Raw genomic sequence first — 20422 nt, 5'->3', positions numbered from 1 at the left:
CGCCCCTACCATACCCTGTCATAGTTCACGCCAATTAGTCTTACAAATACTCCCATCTGGCATCGTCGCCCCCTCGAAATTCACCTCACTCAAATCTGCCTTATCCAAATTCGCCCCCGTCAAATCAGCTTCCCTTAAATCCGCGCCACTCAAACTCGCCCCCACCAATTTCGCCCCCACTAACTCCGCCCCCCTTAAATCCGCATTCCCCAACTTCGCCCAACTCAAATCCGCCCCGCTTAACCGCGCCTGCTTCAAACTCGCCCCCACTAGCTTCGCCTTGCGTAAACTCGCCTCACTCAAGTCAGCCTCACTCAAATCCGCAATCACCAACTTTGCCCCATCTAACTGCGCCTGCTGTAAATTTGCCCCCCGCAACATCGCGCCAATTAAATTCGCATTCCGCAAATCCGCCCCCGCTAACTGCGCCCCGGCTAACTCCGCATTCTGAAAATTTCTCCCCCCACTCTGATAGCGCGATCGCACTTCCCCAACATCGGTTACACTAATCTCTCGCTGGGGCGGATGGCGAAAGGTAAAGGTAAACGTATCGCCACTTTGCATCACCTGCCACATTTCCTCATACAAAGGATAAGAACCCACGCCACTCAATTTCACCCACCCTTTTGCCCGCGTTAATGCTACAAATAACTGATTCCGCAATTGCAGATTATTCTCATCTTTTGCCACATTATCTAACCCCACCACATACACCATATCCGCTTCATTTCCTTTCGCCCGATGAATACGAGACACAGTAACGCCACCCTCACACCAAAACTTATTTGGATCACGATGATCTTTATCAATGTGCAGCATATTGCAATCCATGGCACTAGGAAGATAAATATCAATTCCCTGAGACATCAAAAACTCTGCCACTGCTGTTTCAAGTCGCATCGCTTCTAATCCCAACCCTAAAACAATGACCAATATCTCGCGACTCGGTTTAAGTCCGTCATAGCGAAGATTGTAGATAATATTATCGGCTAATGCGGTTAATTCTTCCTGGCGCGATCGATAGGCGATAAACTCAAATAAGGAACCCTGCCAAAGTTTTGATACTAGATTTGGTGAATGTTCTGGAGGACGTCTCACGGTAATTTGTTGACCTGGGCGAAACGTTCCAGTGACTTCATAGCCAATCGCTTGCCAATCCTCAATCCGAGTAATTCCAGTTAACATTCCTCCCCGTCGTAATAATCCCATCCCAATTCCATGGGCGGCGGTAAGAATTTCCCCAGGGGTACGATAACACCGATACATGGTTTCACTTTTTCTAATTCCTCCCCCATACTGTCCGGTAACTAAATGCCCTAAGTCTTCACCAAACAACTCACTGGCATTAGGAATATTCAAGCTTTCTAAACTTTGGGCTTCATCATACGCCCAAATTAACCGCCGTTGTTCCGGTTGAGTGGGATCAACGGGGCGTAATGCCTGATATGCCATCCAGTAAAAGGGCTGTTTTCCCTCAAATTTTAAGGAGTCATCAACAATTAAATCTTGACCTTCATCAATTAAAATAACATCGTATAATTTTGGAATCGCTGTCTCTTGTAAAAGATTGAGACAAACTTCAGCTAATGCCTGATGCGGTTGCTTGGTTTCTATATCGTTAACGGTAAGCGCTTTTACCCCTGTGTGTCGGCAAAGGGTACTATAAAATCCCGGTTGTTTTCTCCCTCCCCAAGCGTGGAGAACTTTTAATTTGCGATGACCTTTGGCGTCGTATCTGATTTCGCCACTACTAAAGCGACGCAACCATTTATCCAGTTGGCTAATAATGGTGTGATAGAGGCTGCGGCTAAAGAAAACTAGGGCAATATTCCAGTCGGGATGCTTGAGGTGAATGTGGGCGGCTTTTTGACAGAGTAATACGGTTTTCCCGGAACCTGCTATCCCCCGAATCCGTTGGGGACCTGGGGGAATGGATTTGGCGATTTGTTCTTGGGCTAAATCGAATTCAGATAGGTGTTGGCGTACCTGTGCCAGAATACTACCACGGGTTTGTTGAGGTGTGCCATTAATAGTTTTTTGGATAGCATTTTTGTGTCCTTTCAGGTGTTGTTTTTTCCGAAAAACAGGTGTGCCACTAATCACCGCTTGCAGTAATTTCCACTGCTGGTTATTCAGAGGTGTTCCTTTGATAATTGGAGAGGTTTGCTGAATCCGTTTGATTAGAAAAGTCCAGGAAATGATATTATCTTGAAAGATAATTGGCGGACAGCTAGGGAGTTGGTAGAAGCCGCTTTGGTACCATTCAGCCTCGGTAATTAAAGGAAGGCAAATTAACGCCCGCCCTGTGACTTTACGGCGCAATATCGGTTCGCGATCGCAATACCCCAAGAGTGAGAATAATTGATTTTCTGCTTGTTGGTAAGGGTTGCTGCTGGTGGTGTAATAGTTTTGGAATTCCCAGCGATGACCTGTAATTGCCAGAATTTGGTCAATGGTGACAGATTTAATCTCAATCACGATTAAACCCAGTTGGGCGTCCACAATCAAGATATCGGGTTCCTTGCGAGACTTGCCCACCTTGGAAAATATAGGATAGCGCCAATACCCGATACAGGTGCGATCGCGAAATGCTTTCTGAACGGCGTCCCAGGCTTTTTGTTCTCCGCCTTCACCTCCTTTACCGAGTGGTTCTGTGGTAATAAATTTATTCGTCATTCGTTAAGGGAACAGGGAACAGGGAGTTCATAGTGTATAAACCTCCTTCTTCTTCTTTCTATGGATAGAGACTAAAGTTACACCTATTGATTGAGGAAACAAGATCCGATAAATGATAAAATTTACTTATAAATTAAAACAGACTAATTCATCTTTAGCGTGTAGAAGGATAGAACAATGGCTTTACATCAACACAAACGGGCAATCGGTATCTTTACAAACCGAGACGCGGTGACGCAAGCACTACAGGAACTCCACTTGGCTAATTTTCCCCTGGATCAGGTTACCGTGATTACCCGAGAATTAGAAGAGGAGTCGCTTCACGATACGGATAGGAAGACTCGCAAGGGTAATCAAGCGGCGAAACAGGTGGGGAATGGCGCTGTTGTCGGTGGTGTCATTGGATTGGTAACTGGCGTACTCGTCGGTGTGGGTGCGTTAGCGATTCCTCTGATTGGTCCAATCATGTTAGCAGACGCTTTGGGGACTGCTGTAGCCACAACTTTAGCCGGGACAGGAATTGGTGCGGTTAGTGGTGGACTTTTGGGCGCACTGATTGGATTAGGTATTCCCAAGAAACACGCCAAAGCGTATCATGAACGATTTTTACGGGGTGATTTTTTGGTCATTGTTGAAGGTACGGATGATCAAATTCGTCAGGCAATTTCTCTACTTAAAGATGGAGGAATCGAAGAAGTGGGAATTTACAATGCTCCAGAGATGGATGGGATAAATACCGATTTCCCCGTTACGGCTGTTGATGATCCTCATGCTCAGATGTCTAGATCAACGGTTTATCGAGAACCGGAACTGAATTGAGATGGATTGATATACATCTTTACTGATTATTTGCCGTCGAAGAGGACAGAAAAAATGAATAAGTTTACACTCTTATGCTTGACCAGTGTTTTAGGATTAGGAGTTTCCGCCTGTGGTGATGTCGCTAGAACCAGTACTAGCGCTCCTGATTCGATTAATGAGGTTGGTAATCCTCCAGACTTGGACACCGTGTTAAAAAATAAAAGCGATGCAACGAACCCCACCCGCCGAGCGCAAGCCAATGCTGACATTCGGGCGCGGGAGCAACGATACAATCTGTTCAGAGAAGGAGAGGAACGCTGTAATCGTAATGTACAAAGTGAAGTGCGGAGTAAGTTAGAGGTTAACCTGCCAACCTCTCAACTAGCGATTCAAGCTAATCAGGGAATTGTTACGATAACTGGATACGTGCAAACTCAAGAAAATCTGGAACGGATTGAGCCTTTGGCAAGGGAAATTAGAGGGGTTCGGGATGTCAATGTCCAAGCTGAGGTGGGACCCAATTTACCGCCTTATAACAGTTAAATTTTCTGTTTTTTAACGAATAGGCAACAGGCAACAGATACAGCAGATTTCAGGTTTATGAGGTACAGCCTTAAGCAAGATCCCCGATTTCTTCAAGAAGTCGGGGATCTGTCTATGTAAGCTGTCATGCATTTAAATTGGGTATTAGTAGCGAGCAAGATGCAAAGCCTGCGGCATGGCTTCGCTAAACGCACTACAAGGCTTTCGCCGTTATTGATATTAAGGTTTAAATGCCGAACAGCTTATAGCGCTACGCACTCGGCAATGGTGTCATAGGCAATAGGCAATAGTGAAGAAAAAAGCTTACCTTACAAGGGATTGAGCGTATTTGAATTTTTCTTTTATGTCCTAACCTTAGTGCGTAGTGCTATACCTCAGAGTCCCCTACAAATGGTGGTTTTGGATATTAAATTTATCTCTAATTTATCTCTATTGATAGATGAATACCTTACCCAATGTGTAGTAGATGTGGGAAGAAAGCACAAATCTAGCACCAAAGGCTAAATTTGTGCTGGAACAATCCTAAAAGAAAGCGAGAGAAACATGGCTGAAGACCAACACAACAGACACGCGCTTGGTGTATTCCCGACTCGTGAAGAAGCGGAAAAAGCGGTACAGGATTTGAAACGGGCAGATTTCCCTGAACAGCAAATCTCCGTCGTTGCTAGAGATGCAGGTAGGAATGAGGAACTTGCTGGTGTTGATGTGGAAAAAGGCAAAGGACATCAAGTCAGTAAAGGTGCTAAAGCGGGTGCGGCGACTGGTGGAATTGGTGGCGTTGTTTTGGGCGCATTGGAAGCCTTAGGTATTACCACTTACGCGGCGTTTCTACTTCCTGGCGCTGGTCAGGTTTTAGCCTTTGGTACGGTTGCGGCGAATGCGTTTGCGACAGCCGTTGCTGGCGGTGCGGTTGGCGCTGTGGGTGGCGGTTTAGTTGGCGGTTTAGTCGGTTGGGGTGTTCCTGACGAGCAAGCTAAAGTTTATCACGATTTAGTGTCTAAAGGTGAGTATTTGATTATGGTAGAAGGAAATCCTGATCAAGTTGGTTTGGCGGAAGCTATTCTTAGTCCGATGGGAATTCGTGAATGGAAAATTTATGAGGCTCCTCGAAATACTGCTTCTCGCTAGTTAGATGCCAAGAACTCAAGTTCTTGGCTAATTGCTTAAGTCGGTTAAAACCGACTGAAACAATATAATCGGGTTACACCAAGCTATACTTTAAGTAGATTGGTGGAAATCAACTCAATTCTATTAATATTAAGTTATTTTAATATTCCTCAAACCCTTACAAATTGCAAATGACGAAAGCCGTCAAACAGGTAAGCTGTCATGCATTTAAATTGGGTATTAGTAGCGAGCAAGATGCAAAGCCTGCGGCATGGCTTCGCTAAAGCCTGCGGCATGGCTTCGCTAAACGCACTACAAGGATTACGCCATTATTGATATTAAGGTTTAAATGCCGAACAGCTTATACACTTTCTGCGTCTCCCCATTTCCCCATCTCCCCATCTCCTGCTCACCTCACAACTCCCAACAGCAAACCCTACTTAAAGGGTTTCGGGATCAATATTTAATTCTCGCAGTTTGGCGGCGTAGCGTTCGGCAACTTCTTCAGGTGTCGGGACGAGTTTCCCTTCTGGAGTGAAAAAACGCAACTGATTCTGATGAATTCCTAGAAATAAACCAAGCTGCTGACTCCACAATTGTCCTTGAGCATTCGGTTCGAGGGGTTGATAGTCTCCATCAACTAAATGAAATCCGACAAATTCTAATGTATTTGGATCGAACCAAAAGTAATCGGGGGTACGAAAGGTATCTTGGTAAAGTTTTTTCTTAAATCCTTTGTCTGTATCAGCCGTTTTAGGAGAAAGTATTTCAATAATCACATTTGGATATTTGCCATCTTCGTTCCAGACGACCCAACTTTTGCGAGTTTTCCGTTCAGTGTCTAGCACGACAAAAAAGTCGGGTCCCCGGAAGTCTTCTGATTTGCGTTGACGGGGACTGTAATAGATGGTAAGGTTGCCAGCGACGTAGAAATCATTTCTATCTCGCCATAGCCATTCTAAGCTTTTGAGGAGTAAGATAATTTGTCGCAGATGCAGTTCAGTTTCCCAGGGGGGTTCATCACTATAGAGGTCACTTGGGGGAAAGATAATATCTTGTGAGATATCTGGGAAAGGAGCGAGTTCTTGAATTGGGGACATGGCGCGTTAAAGGGAGGACAGCAAATTGCATTTTTCTTTATTTTAGCTAACATTGTTTAACGCAGAACATCTTTGAGCCAATCCACCAAACTGACACCGCCAAACCAAACGGCTAGTAAAATAGAAATTGAAAGAATTCCACCCAGTAAACAAATCACTAATCCACCTAAGCTAATTGCCCCATCATCTTCAATTAAGCCAAAACCTGTGACAAAAATACCGATCGCGGGCAAGGTATTGGTTCCGGGAATGGGAATCATCATCGAGATGGACATGAGTGCAATTGCCACCCCAATTACTACACGACCCGTTAGACTGGTACAGAGATAGGGTAGACGTGGACGCGCGATCGCTTCAATCTTCTTTAACCAAGGAATCCCCCCTTTAACCACTCCCTGCACCGTTTCTAGTTTCATCCTGCCATTCATCACTTTCTGGGGTAACCAGGGACGTTTAGCACCAATGATTAGCTGAAAGGCTAAAATCAGCATGACAATGCCAAAGGGGATCGAATAACCCGGTGCTGGAACGGGTAACGCTGAGGGAAGCGACAGGATTACAAACAAAAACCCAAAAATTCGCTCCCCCGCGAAAGACAGAATATCTGCTAGTCTCACCTGAGGCTGTCGATCTTCTTCAAAAAAATAACGTTGTAGTTCAACCGAAAGTCGAGCCATTTTCCTGAAACCTTTCGATAAAAATTGAGAATTTGCTGAATTATATCCCTGATTTCTGGAGATCCCCGGCTTCTTCAAGAAGTCGGGGATCTCGTTTTGAGGATCAAGTCAGGCATGATACCACACCCGAACAATTCCGAACTAGGTTCCTGATGTCCACGAGTTCATATACTCAACTTGCTCAGTGGTTAAGGTATCCAGTGAGATACCCATTGCCTGCAATTTCAACCGTCCAATTTCTTTATCAATCTCAGTCGGAATCGAATGTAGACCGGGTTCTAGTTTGCCTTTATTCTGCACCAGATATTCACACGCCAAAGCTTGGTTAGCAAAGCTCATATCCATCACCGCACTGGGGTGTCCTTCGGCGGCGGCTAGGTTAATCAAACGTCCTTCACCCAATACGATAATAGATTTGCCGTTTTTCAGGAAATACTGTTGGGTAAAGTTGCGAACTTGCCGATATTCCGTGGATAACTCTGCCAAGGATTTCAGGTCAATTTCAATATCGAAGTGACCGGAGTTACACACCATTGCGCCATCTTTCATCACTTCAAAATGTTCTGGGCGAATGACGTGCTTGTTTCCGGTAACGGTAATAAACACATCACCATGGGAAGCGGCTTCAATCATGGGCATTACCCGGAAGCCATCCATGACGGCTTCAATCCCTTTAATCGGGTCAATTTCAGTAACAATGACATTCGCGCCCATACCTCGCGCCCGCATTGCCGCACCTTTGCCACACCAACCATAACCTGCAATGACGATGGTTTTCCCAGCCAGCAGAATGTTGGTGGCGCGGATAATACCATCGAGGGTGGATTGTCCTGTACCGTAGCGGTTATCAAAGAAGTGCTTGGTATCAGCATCGTTGACGTTCATCGCGGGGAAGGTGAGAACTCCCTGATTGAACATTGCCTGCAAGCGGACAATTCCGGTGGTGGTTTCCTCGGTGGTGCCGATAATATCACCAATCTGGTGTTGCCGTTCCTTAACCAGAGTGGCTGTGACATCACTCCCGTCATCGATGATCAAATTGGGTTTGTGATCCAGGGCGATTTGAACGTGGCGGTTGTAGGTGGCGTTATCTTCCCCTTTGATAGCAAAGACAGGAATCCCGTAATCAGCGACTAAGCTAGCCGCGACATCATCCTGAGTAGACAGGGGATTACTAGCAATTAGCAACCCATCAGCCCCCGCATTTTTCAGCGCGATCGCTAAATGGGCGGTTTCTGTGGTAACGTGGCAGCAAGCAACTAGGCGAATTCCTGCCAGAGGTTTATTTTGAGCAAAACGCTCCTGTATTTGCCGCAAAACGGGCATTTCCCGTCCAGCCCATTCGATCCGCTGTTTGCCTCCGGGGGCTAGGGATAGGTCTTTGACTTCGTGTTTGAGCGCAGTAGATGTTGCTGTCATGGATTTGGTTTATGTTATCTAAATTTGCATTGTCATCTTAACTAACTTAGCCTATTTGCCATAACCCAATATTCGTAGTTGCGCTTGAGCGCTATAAATGCCTCCCATCTCATCAGGGCGGGTTTTGTTTTTCCGTTATCTGTGAATATCTGAATTTAGTCCCTAAACCCGCCCCTACAATTGTCCCTAAACCCGCCTCTACACGCCGTACCAGGGTATTATTAATCGTGGCTTGCAGTCGAGCTTGTCTGGCTAATTCCCAAAAACTGACACCCAACGGCAGGAAGAGGAGGGCGGTGAAGCCAAATGTCCAGCTCAAGGCGTGATTGACTTTGGTGTAACCTGCTACAATAAACACCAGCATACAGGCTAAGGTAATACCGAGAAGATTGGTTACATACAGTAAAAATGCGCCTAAGCTAAAGGACCAAATCCCCTGAGACAGCGACAGTCCAACCACACATAAGGGTGGCATTAGGGCAACCGCGATCGCTACCCCGGCTAAGGCATCGCTGATACGCTCGCGAGTCTTGGCAAAACTACTGATCCCGCCTGCTACCACCGCGATCCCCAAGTCTACTAAATTCGGCTGGGTGCGAGACAGCACTTCTGAACCATATTCGGGAATCCCAGCAATCCGTCCCGTCAGCCACGAGAGAACTAATGCTATGATTGCCGCACCCGCGATCGCTCCTAAAGCTTTACGAAATAAAATCAAGTCTCCTTCCAACGCCCCAAACGCTAATCCCCGGAAGGGTAGCATCAACGGAGCAATGATCATCGCACCAATGATGACAGCAGTACTGTTGCTAATCAGACCAAACGTGGCAATCAGACAAGAACTAATCGTGAGGACAACATAATTAATCGTCCAACTGGCATCGATTGACAACTCTTGATGGAGTTGTTTAAATACATCTTCAGTGACGGCTTCCGGTAAAAGCCGATTGAGCATGAGTATATATCGTCACATCAATTCAATGAAATAGAGATTTGATGGATTTTCTGCGGATTGAGAGATTTCCCTAAAACTATCTCCTCAGATAGAGGATAACTCAAAAGTTGCGATTGTTAATCTTTACTTTTGACTTGCTCAAATGCCATAACTTTTTTTGATCAGGACTGGGTATCCGGCTTAAACAAAGTCATTTTGCCCGTTTTGCAAGGTTTTACTCCAAATTGGCTACTGTTAAAATTTTTTTTAGTCTATATACTGAATACTGAATTGTTAAGAAAAATAACAAGTAGACAATCAGGATGAGGAAAATGCGAATTTCAGCTTGGACAATTGCCGGATCAATTGCGTTAGCGGGCTGGGTTATCTCTCCAGTTCAGGCTCAGATACCCGGTTTACCCGATGTCAACCTACCGACTCCGAATCCTCTCAAGCAGCAATCAGAGGATACCGCTGATTCGGGTTGTGTTCGACTTGATGGTCGCTGTTTATTTGAGATTGCCGCACCTAAATCAGAGTTACCCCAACGCATTCAAGAAATTGAACAACGGTTACAGGATATCAGCCAGACTTACTTCAAAAATGAGAGCGCTGAATTAGAGTTTCGCAAAGAATTAGACCAACCAAGCAGTTTACCTGAAATTTACGTCTCTCTGCTAGATGAGCAAGACAATCGGTTCAAAGAAGTTCGTTTGATGAGCGTTACCAATCAAGATGCTGATCTCACAGGAGTGCCGATAGAGACTAGAGCCGACGAAATTATCGAACAGCTCGAACAACAACTACCCCAGGCAAAACAGGAACGGCAACCTGCTGTTTTGACGGATCGAGTAGGAGTTGCCGTTGGTACTGGCGTAGCCATGATTGTTGCCAGCTTACTCATTTATCGTTGGGAACGCCGCTTAAAACGTTCCAAACAACTGTTAGAGCCTTCTGGATCGAACGCCGAACCAATATCCACTCAACTTACCCAAAATCAACAGCGAAATGTCAAAGAAGTTTTACATCGCTTGCTGCAACTGACGCAAGGGGTTATCTGGGTGGGGGGAAGTCTACTTATTTTAAGTCTATTTCCTTACACACGACCCCTACAGATATTAATCCTTGCCAGTTTCCGAATTCCCGTGCGTGTGGGTATTGTCGGCTTGGGAACCTACGTGATCATCCGGCTATCTTATGCCTTAACCGATCGCTTCTCATCTGCCATTGTCAGAAATCATTTACTGACGCCAGAAAGCGCCCAGCGATCGCAGTTGCGTGTGTCAACGGTGTCTGGGGTAACCAAAAATATTATCACCTTGAGTTTTAGTGCGATCGGACTTTTAGTGGCGCTAGCGGCAATTGGGATTGACATTGGTCCCCTGTTAGCTGGCGCTGGGATCATCGGTTTAGGCTTGTCTTTGGCATCACAAAACTTGATTAAAGATGCCATTAATGGCTTCTTCATTCTCTTAGAAGATCAGTATGCCGTTGGTGACGTGATTACCGTAGGAGATGTTGGCGGGTTTGTGGAAATGATTAACCTACGGATTACTCAGTTGCGGGATGCTGAGGGACGATTAATTACGGTTCCCAACAGTGAAGTTAGAATTGTGGCAAATCTTTCGAGTAATTGGTCACGGGCAGATTTAAATATTCCCGTTACCTATCAAGCCGATGTTGATAAAGCATTGGATTTGGTCAGACAGGTGGCACACGAGATGCTTATGACCCAAATGTGGCGGGAGCGTATCCTGGATGAACCCGACATTTTAGGGGTAGATAATTTTGGCGATCGCGGTTTTATTATTCGGGTGTGGATTAAAACCCAGCCGTTGAAACAATGGGAAGTAGCGCGAGAGTTTCGCCGTCGTCTAAAAGCGGCATTTGATGAAGCTGGAATCCTGCTTTCAGTGCCTCAGCAAGCGCTCTGGTTTAATAACACCTTACCGACGCAATCATTGTCCAATGGTCACTCGAATGGTCATGGTCACCAGGACGTTCAGGCAGAGTATGCTGAGATGGAATAGACTATAGCAATCCTAAATAGTAGAGACGTTGCATGCAACGTTCTCTACCCATGTTCGGACAGTTCTAATCGATGTGTCTACTACTATACAATGGAAAAACACACCCCCCAATATGGCTAGACACAATCTATGCCGCCTGTTATGGACAAAACTCACTTAAATAAAAAAGTGATAGCTAAGATAAAAATCTTTAAAGAGTTTGGCTATCGTGACAGGCCTCTTGAAAGACCCGTTGAAGAAGGCACAACTGGCATAATAGTTGATTTTGGTTTTTCAAGCGGCAACCCTTACGTGAAATGGGAAACAGGACAGGAGGGTTTTGTCTCTGACTATTGGATTGCTCTGGTGAGTTAATAGTTTGAAAGGTTTGTTTCATTCGTGGAGCTAAGGCAAAAAGGCAGGTCTCAATCGCGATCTCGTAGGTTTTGTGCTTGGTTTAGTAGCTCCTGTTTCCTAGTTTCGTTGTGTTTCTTCTTGTAGTGCGAGCATCTTGCTCGCTACCCATTCCCAATTTAAATGCATAACAGCTTATCAGTGAAACCCGCCCCTACACCTCCAATCCCCAAAACCCCTCGCCATTACAGTACAAATGTACTATAATAGAACTATCAAAGATTTTACGCCGTGAACGCCTGACCCCTAAACCATTCAAGATTGTCGCCATGATTAAGCATTACATCCTCAGCATCAACCCCAACGCCGAGTACGAGTGGGAACAACGCATCCTACGCCACCCAATCACCGCAGAACGCCCGGATTTTGCCAGTTTAATCGCCCAAGCCGTGGGGGACGAATCAGGATCATATTTAGTCGAGGTGAATATTGAAGTCAACCTTTTAGAGAAAGCCCCAAATCCTCAGCCTCAGAGGAATTCCCTGGATGGAGCCACCAAGACAGTCAACTCCCAAGCTTCGGAATGGGTGGCGTAGTCAGTTAACTGTTTAGCTTGGATAACCGGATCAAGGATTGTCCAGATTGATACTCTCATACAGGAAGATTTACGATGAACATGAGTCAGTACCCCGCCGCGATCGCACAAGCCGCTCAAACTGTTAATGATTTGGATTCGCAAATTCAGGCGGTGCAACTTAATATTCATCGCCTAGAAGCCAGTATTGACAAGCAAATTGCCTTCGATTCTGAGTTAAAAAATGACTCTCAACGCAAGGCGCGTCGATTTGAGCTACTAGAGGTGAATTTGGAATATCAGCACGCCCTCAACACTGTAATGCGGCTAACCAATCAAAAGGCGAACGCTGTAGCTAACTTGGAATACTTGCGGAATCAGTTCAGTGTTGCCAAACTGGAAGCTCGACTGGCAATCGCCCGCCAGCTTAATGGTTCAGATATTGGTGATCTGTTGCTGGGCGTTTAATAGAGCAATTGCCTTGAGGAACTCCGGACAGGTTTTCGGGCTTACTGAGAATGGTGCAAGATCTGATTATAGCTATTCCAAGCTGGGTAAGTTGCCCAAAATAAACTATGACTATTGTGACCTCTCAAGAAATTGCCCGATTCCGTTCTCAGCTTTCCCATAACCCCGAAGCGATGCAAGCGCTGGATGCGATTGAGGATTGTGAGGGGGATCTAGAAGACGCCGCGATCGCACTCGCGATTCGAGCCGGACAACAACCCCAAAGTGACAATGCTCGATGGTTAGACGATTTAGCCAAAAAATGCCGTGCGGTTATTTGTAAGCCGGAATTTCGCCAAGAATTGCTCAATGGCTCTTATTCTCAGGTGATTGAATACTTAGCAGGGACACCCCTACTTCCGGCGATTCTAGCAACACCAGTCCTGATGTCGGCTCTCAGCCAAGGCGTGACTAACTTTTGCGAACCGATTGATGCTCACTTTGAACAGGTTTATGGCGATCGCTCTCCTTAGTCGGTGCATCCCAACACCAGTCAACGCAACGCCAGTACAGCAGTCAAGGGAGTGAGGAAACAAGTTCTGTGATATCGCGATCGCACCAGGTCACTTTAAAATCACTAGAACACTGTGAGCTAGACCAATACTCCCCCATTTTACAGTCGGTAGTATAAAGGCGTTGCACTAGACTAGACGACCCACGACCTCCAGTGGGTCTTTTTTCTGTTCGTTCATAGTTACATTTTTGCCAGCTACTTCAATAATCTACTGATTCAATTCATTGAGCATCAAGTTGACCAAAATAAGATTCAAGTTGTCCCCACCACGCACTCACCCCAATTACTTAGACTTTTCAGTCTAACAATAGCCAATTGTAAGCGGATTTACAGTTGTGGCAATAGTCATTAAGTCGCTATCGGTAAATCCGCGATCGTTTGGGAGAATCGATGTAATTTGTCTTATGGAGTAACAAATTTTATAATAGATCAAGCTGATGAGCATAAATGTGGAATTTTATGAGAACTATGATATTGGATGAATTTACTCAATTAACGGCGAAACAGGAAAAATGTCCTTCTCAATTACCCAAAGCATTGCAAGCGTTGTGGTATGACAAAAGAGGGGATTGGCACCGAGCGCATGATATCGTGCAGAATGCCAGCGATAGTGATAGTGCATGGGTTCATGCTTATCTTCATCGCGAAGAAGGTGACTTAAGCAACGCCAATTATTGGTACAGACGCAGTGGACAGTCACAATTTAACGGTGAATTGAGCCAAGAATGGGAATTCATCGCGTCTAATCTGTTGGATAAAGTCAACGCCTAAATTCTAGGGCTTGGTTTAACCACTGTAGGGGTGGGTTTAGCCATTCAATTCAGATATTCACCGATAAATGAACAACAAAACCCGCCCTGATTCAGGTTCGTACTATTTTAGCTGTGCCACGCCAGATTAAAAGTTTTTAGCGGTGTGAGTAATCGGATCAAACTCAAATCGTTGCTGATAATCCGTTTTTCCATAAAGATTAAATGTAATCGTGGGTTCGGTTCCCATCACTTCTACATGGTGAATCGCATTAGGCATAAAGCTGATAATATCGCCAGGAACCAGAATCTGTTCACCCACCTTTTCGATGCGATCGGGAAATTCTGAATCCGTAGTCCGTCGCCAAAATGTATTTTTTTCTTCACCACTAATTAACGCTACCACTCCCCACGCCGCATGATTGTGAATTGGAGAGACTCGTCCGGGTAACCAAACCACCGTCTGCACGGTTAAGGAGAACTCTGGTTCATCATACAGCATCAAGACGGACCACCCTGTATCGGGATTCGGTTCGCGATATTCCCCCTGTAACCAGTAGGAACTCGTCAGTAAACGGCGGACTAACGGGCGAATTTTTTCTAGGCGTTGGCGATCATCTTTGGTGGATTCGAGAATATCTTCTACATCGGTGAGAAATCGATAAAGTCGATAATAGCCTGTAGATGTTTCACTCTCTTGGAGATTACAGGCTAGACAGTCTCCATTCTCTGTTACTAACCAATCACTACTTTTCATCATTTATTTTATAGCTAGAGTATAATCAGGGGCAATTTTTTATCAGGTTTCGCCATACCGCCAATTTTGACAAATTAATTTAGGGAAAATCTGAGTTTTTCCTGAGAAAATCTCGGTTTATCCTGAACCTCCCTCATCCAACCAGCAATCGTTGACCCCAGTCTCAGCGAATCCCAAGCTGTTTTTAAGGATAATTTAAGTTTATTAGGGTTAAGTATTGCCTAAGCCCCGGCAGATTTCTGGGCGATGACGTACCAATTCTTGTATCACAGAAGCCATAAGAGAATGAAAGTTAACTACATTGCGACACTCACCATTGCCTCTATTCTAGGTCTGGGGCTAGCAGCGGGCTGTGGTAACCCCTGTGCCGCTAAACCTGGACCCGAAGGCGGGACTGAAACTCAAGCGAATCCCTGTGCGGGTAAAGAGAACCCCTGTGCGGGTAAAGCGAATCCTTGTGCGGGTAAAGAGAACCCCTGTGCGGGTAAAGCGAATCCTTGTGCTGCTAAAGAGAATCCTTGTGCAGGTAAAGCGAATCCTTGTGCGGCGAAAGAAAATCCCTGCGCGGGTAAGACGAATTAATTAGCATTTAGGACTTCCGTTACGCTTGCTTTACTATTGAACCACCATCTGTAGGGGTACGACATGTCGTACCCCTACTCTTTTTAGAATTCCCTGTTGCCTATTCCCTAACATCCATCCTGTGAGTGACATTTGAGGTGAAGCATGGGGAATATACCGATACACGTCTGTGGACGCAACACCGACTTGTGAGTGTTCATACACATCTGTTCATTGTGTATGAATGAGTAGAGATAATTGAGATAAGAATTAAATTAAACATTGTTTTTGGTTGTTTAATAGGACAGCATAACCGCTGTTAATTTAGGCTAATACCAGAATTGATTATCTCCCTCAAAAGTCATGAAAACCCTAACAAAGTGGATAGCAATAGGAACTATCGAACTTATCTTCTGTTTTTGGATTTTAGGTAATGCCGCGAATCTAGTTAGTTCTCCCAGTGACCAAAAAGTTTGGTTAGGCGTCAGTTATTACGTCGTCGGATTACTTGTTGTACCAGGAGTTTCTGCCAGTCATGTCACCGCAAGACTGCATCATGCTCAAGTTCGACACAAGCAGATAAAAGAAGCTTTCCCAGATTGTGATGTTTCCTTGGTTGAACTTTTGGATGTCAACTGAAGAAATTATCACTTTTATCTCTTCATCAATTTTACGATATGTAGAGCCACATAGAATGTCATGATTTAACCAAAATATTGTCTTGCAACCTCCCCCAAAATTATGCTGAATATGATTTGCACTTCAGACACGTTTCTTTACCCCTTAAAGACCATGAAAAATATACCTCGTCGTTTCCTTAAACTTACTGGAATAACGGTTACTTTAGCAATTATTGCATCGGGTTGTGGTGCGGTTCCTGGAAGCAGTGTTAAGCGGATACCTGCTGGCTATGTCGGACTAAAAGTCGAGCTTTATGGTGAAAATCGTGGGGTGCAAAATGCAACGATTAGTACAGGAAAGGTTTGGTATAATGGCTACACTGAGGAAATCGTCGTTTTTCCAGACCACGTTCAGTATTATATCTTAACGGCTTCAACGGAAGAAGGCTCTCCAGTTGATGAAAGCATCAGTTTTGGTGTCGGTGGTACAACGGTTAATGCGGATGTCTCCCTGTCGTATTTTTTCAACACCCAGAAAATTAAGGACTTTTACGGGAAGTATCTGAAAGATCCGGAACAGTTTAAAGCCACTTTAGTTCGCAGCGAAACCCGTAATTGCTTTAACCAGTCAGCTACTGGCTTGAAACCCGAAGAAATTGTGGGAAACAAGCAGGCACAATTGCTCAAAGATGTCCAAACTTGCTTGAACAATAAATTTGGTGCTGTTGGCGTTACGTTTGATTCCGTCGGGTTTGTCAGTAAGCCTCGATTTGACGAGTCCATTGAAGCCCAAATAACCGCTCGTTTCCAAGCTGAACAGCAAGCCGTAGCTGCTAAAGCACAGCTTGAAGTCGCAGAAGCCGAATCTAAGCGAAAAATTGCTGAAGCGAGGGGAGAAGCTGAAGCCTCGCGGATTAAAGCTTCAACCGTTTCTCCTTTAACGATTCGTTTGCGAGAGTTAGAATTGCAAGAGGAAATGATTAAGAAATGGGATGGAATTCTACCCACATATTTAGGTGGAACGGCACCATTTCCTTCCTTCGATCCGAATGCGGGTCATTCGCTACCGTCAGCGAGTACAGCGAAGAAATAATTCGTCATTTTTCCTTTGTCATTTGTCTAAGAGTTTGATGTCCAGGGAAAAAGTCCACAAGTGATAAAGGGAGTTACTTAAGCGGATTTGGTATTAGATACCCGACTTCTTCAAGAAGTCGGGTATCTGTCAGCAATTTTGGTTTAAAACGTGAAGGTAGTTCTCACCGTACCAATAACCGCATCGCTGTTATCTGAATTTTGGTTGGGAGCGGTTAACCAAATGATACCCGGTGTAATCGAGAGATTATCGCTCACTTGATATTTGTAGAACCCTTCGATGTGATACGCAAAATCTCGATTAAAGTCGTTGGTTCCTCCGGGAACGTCTAATCCTCTTAGTGTCGGTTCTGCACCCGCAACAACGGCGGCAAAGCTTCCCTCTTTCCCTAAATCGGGGAAAACTAAACCTAACGCGAAATTCCAAATATCAGCATCGCCTAATCCAATTAAACGGGCATCAGTTTTACCAACCCAGCCATTAACCAAAAAGCTAGGACTAAATCTGAGGGAGGCTTCTATTCCGTAAGAGTTGCTAACAACTGGAGTGCTGAGTGTATCGGCTGATAAATTGGTTACATTTGCCAATTGTCCGGGATTGAGATTAGCAAAGGCTGTACCTGTTCCACCTAACAGAAAGCGTCTGGCACCATCTCCATCATTAAAACTGCCATCGTCATAAGCATGGACGTAGGTTAATCCAATTTTAAACCGACTGCCATAAACGATTTGGGCAATTCCGGAATAATTCCCGTTGAACAAGCCATTATCCTCTCCAGGATTACTGGCGGTATTGGAAATGTAGCCCAAATCTACTCTAATATTATCACTGGGTTTCAGCGCGATCGCAGCCCCTGCGCCAAAGGGTCCAATTCGGTAGATGGGATTCCGTTCAGCGAAGCGGGAAATGGCATTAGAACCCCCAGCTAAGCCTTCTAAGAAAGGGTTAACGGTATCCACGTAGTAGTGGTGTAAGCCATTATTTGCCACAATTTGTACTGTGGCTTTGTCTCCCAGGGGAAAGCGATAGCGCAGGATGTCGATAATCACATCATTGCCGTTATCACCATCGTAGGTAAAGCGCCCTTCTTGAGTAAACTGTGATCCATCGTCGAAGGTTACACCATCTCTTGCTAGGAGTAGGGCAGCATTACCCGCCTGGAGACGAGTTTGCAGCATATCCTTCCCGGTGAAGCTAGTCAAAAAGTTGAGGCGCACGCGATCGTGAACAACGGTATTTACATCGTCGCCAACTTCATCCCCAAACGCATCCACCAAACCAAAGATAACTTCCCCTGATAGCTTTGTGGTTGTGGAAAATTGATGGTCTTCTAAAAACGCCACTCGACCTTCTAAATTATCAACCCGCGCTCCTAAGGTGGCAAGTTCTGCTTCAAATTCTTCGACTAAACGTCGTAGGGTGGGCAATTCTTCAATGTTATCGGGAACGTTGCCAATTAAACGCTCAATTTGCTGTAAACAGGCATTTAATCCAGCCGCAAATTCATAGCGCGTCATCGCCCGATTACCGCGAAATGTGCCATCCGGATATCCCGCAATACAGCCATACCGTTCAACTAGCGATCGCAAGGCTTCATACGCCCAGTCTCCGGGAGAAACATCTCGCAGTTGGGAAACGTTGGTTATTTGTCCCATTCCCTGATTTTCCATGGCGTCCAAATCTAGGGAGGGTTCAGGGGTTTCCGGTGTCGCTGATGGGTTTAATTCCTCCGTCTCCAGCGCTGCATCTGGAACCGGAATCTCTAGATTCAAGGGCGTTTGGGCAATTGAACTCGGCTGTTGGGTATTATCCCTTCGGGTAGGTTCACCTGCGATCGCGGCGGTAGACAGCCCAATTATTATCCCTAAAATTGTCGGAACATTAAGTAAGGCAATCCTAAAAACTTTAGCTTGATTCACGTTCGTCTCTCACACCAAATAGAGTTTTTTGTGAGATTAGCCAACCGAATAACCGTCCCTGGAATTTTTTGTTCCAGAGGTTTTATCCTGTCTGGGTTAATCTCAGGTTAACCTTATCGGCGCTATCTGCTTTTTTTGTATTAATTGATGCAAAGTGTCCTGTTTATATGCAAAAATTGAATCAAATACATCCGTTTACTGCAAATCAAGCTCCATCAGTGCAGGTTGAGAGGTTTTAAAAATCCTATAACCAATAAAGCTATAGGAGTTATTTTGCTAAATTATCAGCAATTTAGGAGCTAATTGCTTTATTCTTCTTGCTCAAGTTCCTTCAACTCCTCTCTATACTTTTCTACTGCTGACTGCAATAGCATCTGAGCCATTGGAATACCTATTTTTGTCGATATAATTTTCAGCTTTCTGTGGAGGTCATTCGGTATCGTCACTTTGAGTTGCTTGTTTTTCTCGCGGTCAATAGGCATTTGAATAAGGACTTAGACACCCTATAAGAATACCCTGAGTAGGCTATATCCTGCTCAGAGTCTTGATTGCATGGACTTAGTAGGGGCTACTGAGTCTACCTAATGACAAAAAAAAGACAGACCTCTCAGCATTCAATGCGTTGAAGTGTCGCTCTTATCCTTGCTCCTGCTTGCATGAACTGTCTGCACGGATCAGAATAGTATCCTTGGACAACCTTGGCTCTTTCTGCTTTCTCCTGACAGATAGCAGCGATTAACGCTAACACAGCCTTTAGCCCTAACTCATCAATGAGTATTTCCAAGTCATCTTTATTGGTAATTGGTTTATTCATAAGCTCAACTGATTTTCTAAGAAACCACCCTGAGAGCTAAAAAGACTCAGGGTGACACAGGCAATATCTAGGATAGCACTAAGTAGGGGCAACCAAGTCCTTTTCTTAACGAGTAGTGATGAGTCGTTACGGTTAAGTAATAGATAATCGATGGCTGAAAATCTTTTAGGATAGGACTTTCAGTCATTTAACTCAAACCCAATAGTCAAATCGATAAAATACTGTAACTACGGCTATGAACACCTAAGCTTTAATCAGAGTCGATTCATAGTCAAAGTCAATAGTCAAATTCATCAAAATTCGGTAGAACAGCCCCACCGTAACTAAGGCTATTCCCCCGAAAAGCTTACTCTATAAAGTTTCTAACAAATGGCTCAGGTCGGATTTGAACCAACGACCTTGGGCTTATGAGTCCCCTGCTCTAACCACTGAGCTACTGAGCCGTTTTTTTTCACAGCCTCCTTAATTTAGCATAAAGCTTACGTGAACACAAGCACATTTTCCAACATCTATTCCAGGTGAATGCCACTGGCTTAAGGGTGGTGGGCAGTGCCCACCCTACGGTATAAGCTGCCACGCATTTAAATTGGGAATGGGTAGCGAGCAAGATGCAAAGCCTTCGGCATGGCTTCGCTTAACGCACTACAAGGATTTCGCAATTCTTGACATTATGGTTTAAATGCCAAACAGCTTA

21 protein-coding genes and 1 tRNA gene are annotated in these 20422 nt (G+C 44.9%); 12 read left to right on the top strand and 10 right to left on the bottom strand.

The features are described from left to right. Positions 1 to 18: 18 nt before the first annotated feature. On the bottom strand, positions 19 to 2676 hold the full coding sequence (locus MC7420_RS15410) for a pentapeptide repeat-containing protein (protein ID WP_006101541.1): 2658 nt from the start codon (positions 2674 to 2676) through the stop codon (positions 19 to 21). Between the two features lie 177 nt (positions 2677 to 2853). On the opposite strand from MC7420_RS15410, the gene MC7420_RS15405 reads away from it, so the two are divergent. The 3 genes from MC7420_RS15405 to MC7420_RS15395 all read left to right on the top strand — a co-directional run bounded on the left by MC7420_RS15405 (position 2854) and on the right by MC7420_RS15395 (position 5148). Continuing rightward, the gene (locus MC7420_RS15405) at positions 2854 to 3495 is read left to right on the top strand and encodes a general stress protein (protein WP_006101397.1); all 642 of its coding nucleotides are present in this window, start codon (positions 2854 to 2856) and stop codon (positions 3493 to 3495) included. Between the two features lie 54 nt (positions 3496 to 3549). After that, positions 3550 to 4020, top strand: a complete 471-nt coding sequence (locus MC7420_RS15400; protein ID WP_006101333.1) for a BON domain-containing protein — start codon at positions 3550 to 3552, stop codon at positions 4018 to 4020. 543 nt (positions 4021 to 4563) lie between these two features. Beyond that, positions 4564 to 5148 carry a general stress protein gene (locus MC7420_RS15395; protein ID WP_006101596.1) on the top strand — a complete coding sequence of 195 codons (585 nt, stop codon included), beginning with the start codon at positions 4564 to 4566 and terminating at the stop codon, positions 5146 to 5148. 419 nt (positions 5149 to 5567) lie between these two features. Here the strand turns inward: MC7420_RS15395 and MC7420_RS15390 are convergent, their stop codons facing one another. From MC7420_RS15390 to MC7420_RS15375, 4 genes are all read right to left on the bottom strand, one after another. After that, positions 5568 to 6227 carry a Uma2 family endonuclease gene (locus MC7420_RS15390; protein WP_006101427.1) on the bottom strand — a complete coding sequence of 220 codons (660 nt, stop codon included), beginning with the start codon at positions 6225 to 6227 and terminating at the stop codon, positions 5568 to 5570. Positions 6228 to 6283: 56 nt separating this feature from the next. Further along, entirely contained in the window at positions 6284 to 6904 is a 621-nt protein-coding gene (locus MC7420_RS15385; protein ID WP_006101477.1) for an exopolysaccharide biosynthesis protein, read from the bottom strand. A gap of 141 nt (positions 6905 to 7045) precedes the next feature. Further along, positions 7046 to 8323, bottom strand: a complete 1278-nt coding sequence (gene ahcY / locus MC7420_RS15380) for an adenosylhomocysteinase (protein ID WP_006101399.1) — start codon at positions 8321 to 8323, stop codon at positions 7046 to 7048. 112 nt (positions 8324 to 8435) lie between these two features. Further along, positions 8436 to 9278: a DUF389 domain-containing protein gene (locus MC7420_RS15375; protein WP_006101484.1), complete on the bottom strand. Its 843-nt coding sequence runs from the start codon at positions 9276 to 9278 to the stop codon at positions 8436 to 8438. Positions 9279 to 9589: 311 nt separating this feature from the next. Here MC7420_RS15375 and MC7420_RS15370 point away from each other — a divergent pair, with 311 nt between their 5' ends. The 6 genes from MC7420_RS15370 to MC7420_RS15345 all read left to right on the top strand — a co-directional run bounded on the left by MC7420_RS15370 (position 9590) and on the right by MC7420_RS15345 (position 13986). Beyond that, positions 9590 to 11287: a mechanosensitive ion channel family protein gene (locus MC7420_RS15370; RefSeq protein WP_006101406.1), complete on the top strand. Its 1698-nt coding sequence runs from the start codon at positions 9590 to 9592 to the stop codon at positions 11285 to 11287. Positions 11288 to 11428: 141 nt separating this feature from the next. After that, entirely contained in the window at positions 11429 to 11641 is a 213-nt protein-coding gene (locus MC7420_RS15365) for a hypothetical protein (protein ID WP_157453182.1), read from the top strand. Positions 11642 to 11949: 308 nt separating this feature from the next. Beyond that, positions 11950 to 12216 carry a hypothetical protein gene (locus tag MC7420_RS15360; protein ID WP_044207467.1) on the top strand — a complete coding sequence of 89 codons (267 nt, stop codon included), beginning with the start codon at positions 11950 to 11952 and terminating at the stop codon, positions 12214 to 12216. A gap of 74 nt (positions 12217 to 12290) precedes the next feature. After that, complete coding sequence (locus MC7420_RS15355; RefSeq protein ID WP_006101408.1) at positions 12291 to 12662, top strand: hypothetical protein; 372 nt, start codon at positions 12291 to 12293, stop codon at positions 12660 to 12662. Positions 12663 to 12769: 107 nt separating this feature from the next. Then, positions 12770 to 13174: a hypothetical protein gene (locus tag MC7420_RS15350; protein ID WP_006101499.1), complete on the top strand. Its 405-nt coding sequence runs from the start codon at positions 12770 to 12772 to the stop codon at positions 13172 to 13174. 509 nt (positions 13175 to 13683) lie between these two features. Next, positions 13684 to 13986 carry a hypothetical protein gene (locus tag MC7420_RS15345; RefSeq protein ID WP_044207465.1) on the top strand — a complete coding sequence of 101 codons (303 nt, stop codon included), beginning with the start codon at positions 13684 to 13686 and terminating at the stop codon, positions 13984 to 13986. A gap of 126 nt (positions 13987 to 14112) precedes the next feature. Here MC7420_RS15345 and MC7420_RS15340 read toward each other — a convergent pair whose 3' ends face one another. Further along, the gene (locus MC7420_RS15340; RefSeq protein WP_006101381.1) at positions 14113 to 14721 is read right to left on the bottom strand and encodes a cysteine dioxygenase family protein; all 609 of its coding nucleotides are present in this window, start codon (positions 14719 to 14721) and stop codon (positions 14113 to 14115) included. A 285-nt stretch (positions 14722 to 15006) separates the two neighbouring features. Here MC7420_RS15340 and MC7420_RS15335 point away from each other — a divergent pair, with 285 nt between their 5' ends. The 3 genes from MC7420_RS15335 to MC7420_RS15325 all read left to right on the top strand — a co-directional run bounded on the left by MC7420_RS15335 (position 15007) and on the right by MC7420_RS15325 (position 16995). Then, positions 15007 to 15303 (top strand): hypothetical protein, encoded by a 297-nt coding sequence (locus MC7420_RS15335; RefSeq protein WP_006101445.1) that lies wholly within the window; start codon positions 15007 to 15009, stop codon positions 15301 to 15303. Positions 15304 to 15645: 342 nt separating this feature from the next. Then, positions 15646 to 15921, top strand: a complete 276-nt coding sequence (locus tag MC7420_RS15330) for a hypothetical protein (RefSeq protein WP_006101456.1) — start codon at positions 15646 to 15648, stop codon at positions 15919 to 15921. Between the two features lie 153 nt (positions 15922 to 16074). Beyond that, on the top strand, positions 16075 to 16995 hold the full coding sequence (locus MC7420_RS15325) for an SPFH domain-containing protein (RefSeq protein WP_006101392.1): 921 nt from the start codon (positions 16075 to 16077) through the stop codon (positions 16993 to 16995). Between the two features lie 143 nt (positions 16996 to 17138). On the opposite strand, the gene MC7420_RS15320 is transcribed toward MC7420_RS15325, so the two are convergent. From MC7420_RS15320 to MC7420_RS15310, 4 genes are all read right to left on the bottom strand, one after another. Next, positions 17139 to 18914: an iron uptake porin gene (locus MC7420_RS15320; protein WP_006101520.1), complete on the bottom strand. Its 1776-nt coding sequence runs from the start codon at positions 18912 to 18914 to the stop codon at positions 17139 to 17141. Between the two features lie 308 nt (positions 18915 to 19222). Beyond that, the gene (locus MC7420_RS39800; protein ID WP_006101589.1) at positions 19223 to 19396 is read right to left on the bottom strand and encodes a hypothetical protein; all 174 of its coding nucleotides are present in this window, start codon (positions 19394 to 19396) and stop codon (positions 19223 to 19225) included. Positions 19397 to 19521: 125 nt separating this feature from the next. Then, the gene (locus MC7420_RS15315) at positions 19522 to 19728 is read right to left on the bottom strand and encodes a hypothetical protein (RefSeq protein ID WP_006101356.1); all 207 of its coding nucleotides are present in this window, start codon (positions 19726 to 19728) and stop codon (positions 19522 to 19524) included. Between the two features lie 370 nt (positions 19729 to 20098). After that, a tRNA-Met gene (locus MC7420_RS15310) sits at positions 20099 to 20171 on the bottom strand. Between the last annotated feature and the right edge of the window lie 251 nt (positions 20172 to 20422).

Source organism: Coleofasciculus chthonoplastes PCC 7420, from assembly GCF_000155555.1.
Classification (GTDB): domain Bacteria; phylum Cyanobacteriota; class Cyanobacteriia; order Cyanobacteriales; family Coleofasciculaceae; genus Coleofasciculus; species Coleofasciculus chthonoplastes_A.
Note: the sequence above shows the minus strand (reverse complement) of the source record. Positions and strands in the feature narration are given on the sequence as shown.

Excerpts from the sequence above, each read along its gene's own strand:
- MC7420_RS39800 (WP_006101589.1), bottom strand. The coding sequence starts at position 19,396 with ATGCCTATTGACCGCGAGAAAAACAAGCAACTCAAAGTGACGATACCG.
- MC7420_RS15385 (WP_006101477.1), bottom strand. The coding sequence starts at position 6,904 with ATGGCTCGACTTTCGGTTGAACTACAACGTTATTTTTTTGAAGAAGAT.
- MC7420_RS15335 (WP_006101445.1), top strand. The coding sequence starts at position 15,007 with ATGAAAGTTAACTACATTGCGACACTCACCATTGCCTCTATTCTAGGT.
- MC7420_RS15355 (WP_006101408.1), top strand. The coding sequence starts at position 12,291 with ATGAACATGAGTCAGTACCCCGCCGCGATCGCACAAGCCGCTCAAACT.
- MC7420_RS15315 (WP_006101356.1), bottom strand. The coding sequence starts at position 19,728 with ATGAATAAACCAATTACCAATAAAGATGACTTGGAAATACTCATTGAT.
- MC7420_RS15390 (WP_006101427.1), bottom strand. The coding sequence starts at position 6,227 with ATGTCCCCAATTCAAGAACTCGCTCCTTTCCCAGATATCTCACAAGAT.
- MC7420_RS15360 (WP_044207467.1), top strand. The coding sequence starts at position 11,950 with ATGATTAAGCATTACATCCTCAGCATCAACCCCAACGCCGAGTACGAG.
- MC7420_RS15365 (WP_157453182.1), top strand. The coding sequence starts at position 11,429 with ATGGACAAAACTCACTTAAATAAAAAAGTGATAGCTAAGATAAAAATC.
- MC7420_RS15350 (WP_006101499.1), top strand. The coding sequence starts at position 12,770 with ATGACTATTGTGACCTCTCAAGAAATTGCCCGATTCCGTTCTCAGCTT.
- MC7420_RS15345 (WP_044207465.1), top strand. The coding sequence starts at position 13,684 with ATGATATTGGATGAATTTACTCAATTAACGGCGAAACAGGAAAAATGT.
- MC7420_RS15395 (WP_006101596.1), top strand. The coding sequence starts at position 4,564 with ATGGCTGAAGACCAACACAACAGACACGCGCTTGGTGTATTCCCGACT.
- MC7420_RS15400 (WP_006101333.1), top strand. The coding sequence starts at position 3,550 with ATGAATAAGTTTACACTCTTATGCTTGACCAGTGTTTTAGGATTAGGA.
- MC7420_RS15325 (WP_006101392.1), top strand. The coding sequence starts at position 16,075 with ATGAAAAATATACCTCGTCGTTTCCTTAAACTTACTGGAATAACGGTT.
- ahcY (WP_006101399.1), bottom strand. The coding sequence starts at position 8,323 with ATGACAGCAACATCTACTGCGCTCAAACACGAAGTCAAAGACCTATCC.
- MC7420_RS15410 (WP_006101541.1), bottom strand. The coding sequence starts at position 2,676 with ATGACGAATAAATTTATTACCACAGAACCACTCGGTAAAGGAGGTGAA.
- MC7420_RS15375 (WP_006101484.1), bottom strand. The coding sequence starts at position 9,278 with ATGCTCAATCGGCTTTTACCGGAAGCCGTCACTGAAGATGTATTTAAA.
- MC7420_RS15330 (WP_006101456.1), top strand. The coding sequence starts at position 15,646 with ATGAAAACCCTAACAAAGTGGATAGCAATAGGAACTATCGAACTTATC.
- MC7420_RS15340 (WP_006101381.1), bottom strand. The coding sequence starts at position 14,721 with ATGAAAAGTAGTGATTGGTTAGTAACAGAGAATGGAGACTGTCTAGCC.
- MC7420_RS15370 (WP_006101406.1), top strand. The coding sequence starts at position 9,590 with ATGCGAATTTCAGCTTGGACAATTGCCGGATCAATTGCGTTAGCGGGC.
- MC7420_RS15405 (WP_006101397.1), top strand. The coding sequence starts at position 2,854 with ATGGCTTTACATCAACACAAACGGGCAATCGGTATCTTTACAAACCGA.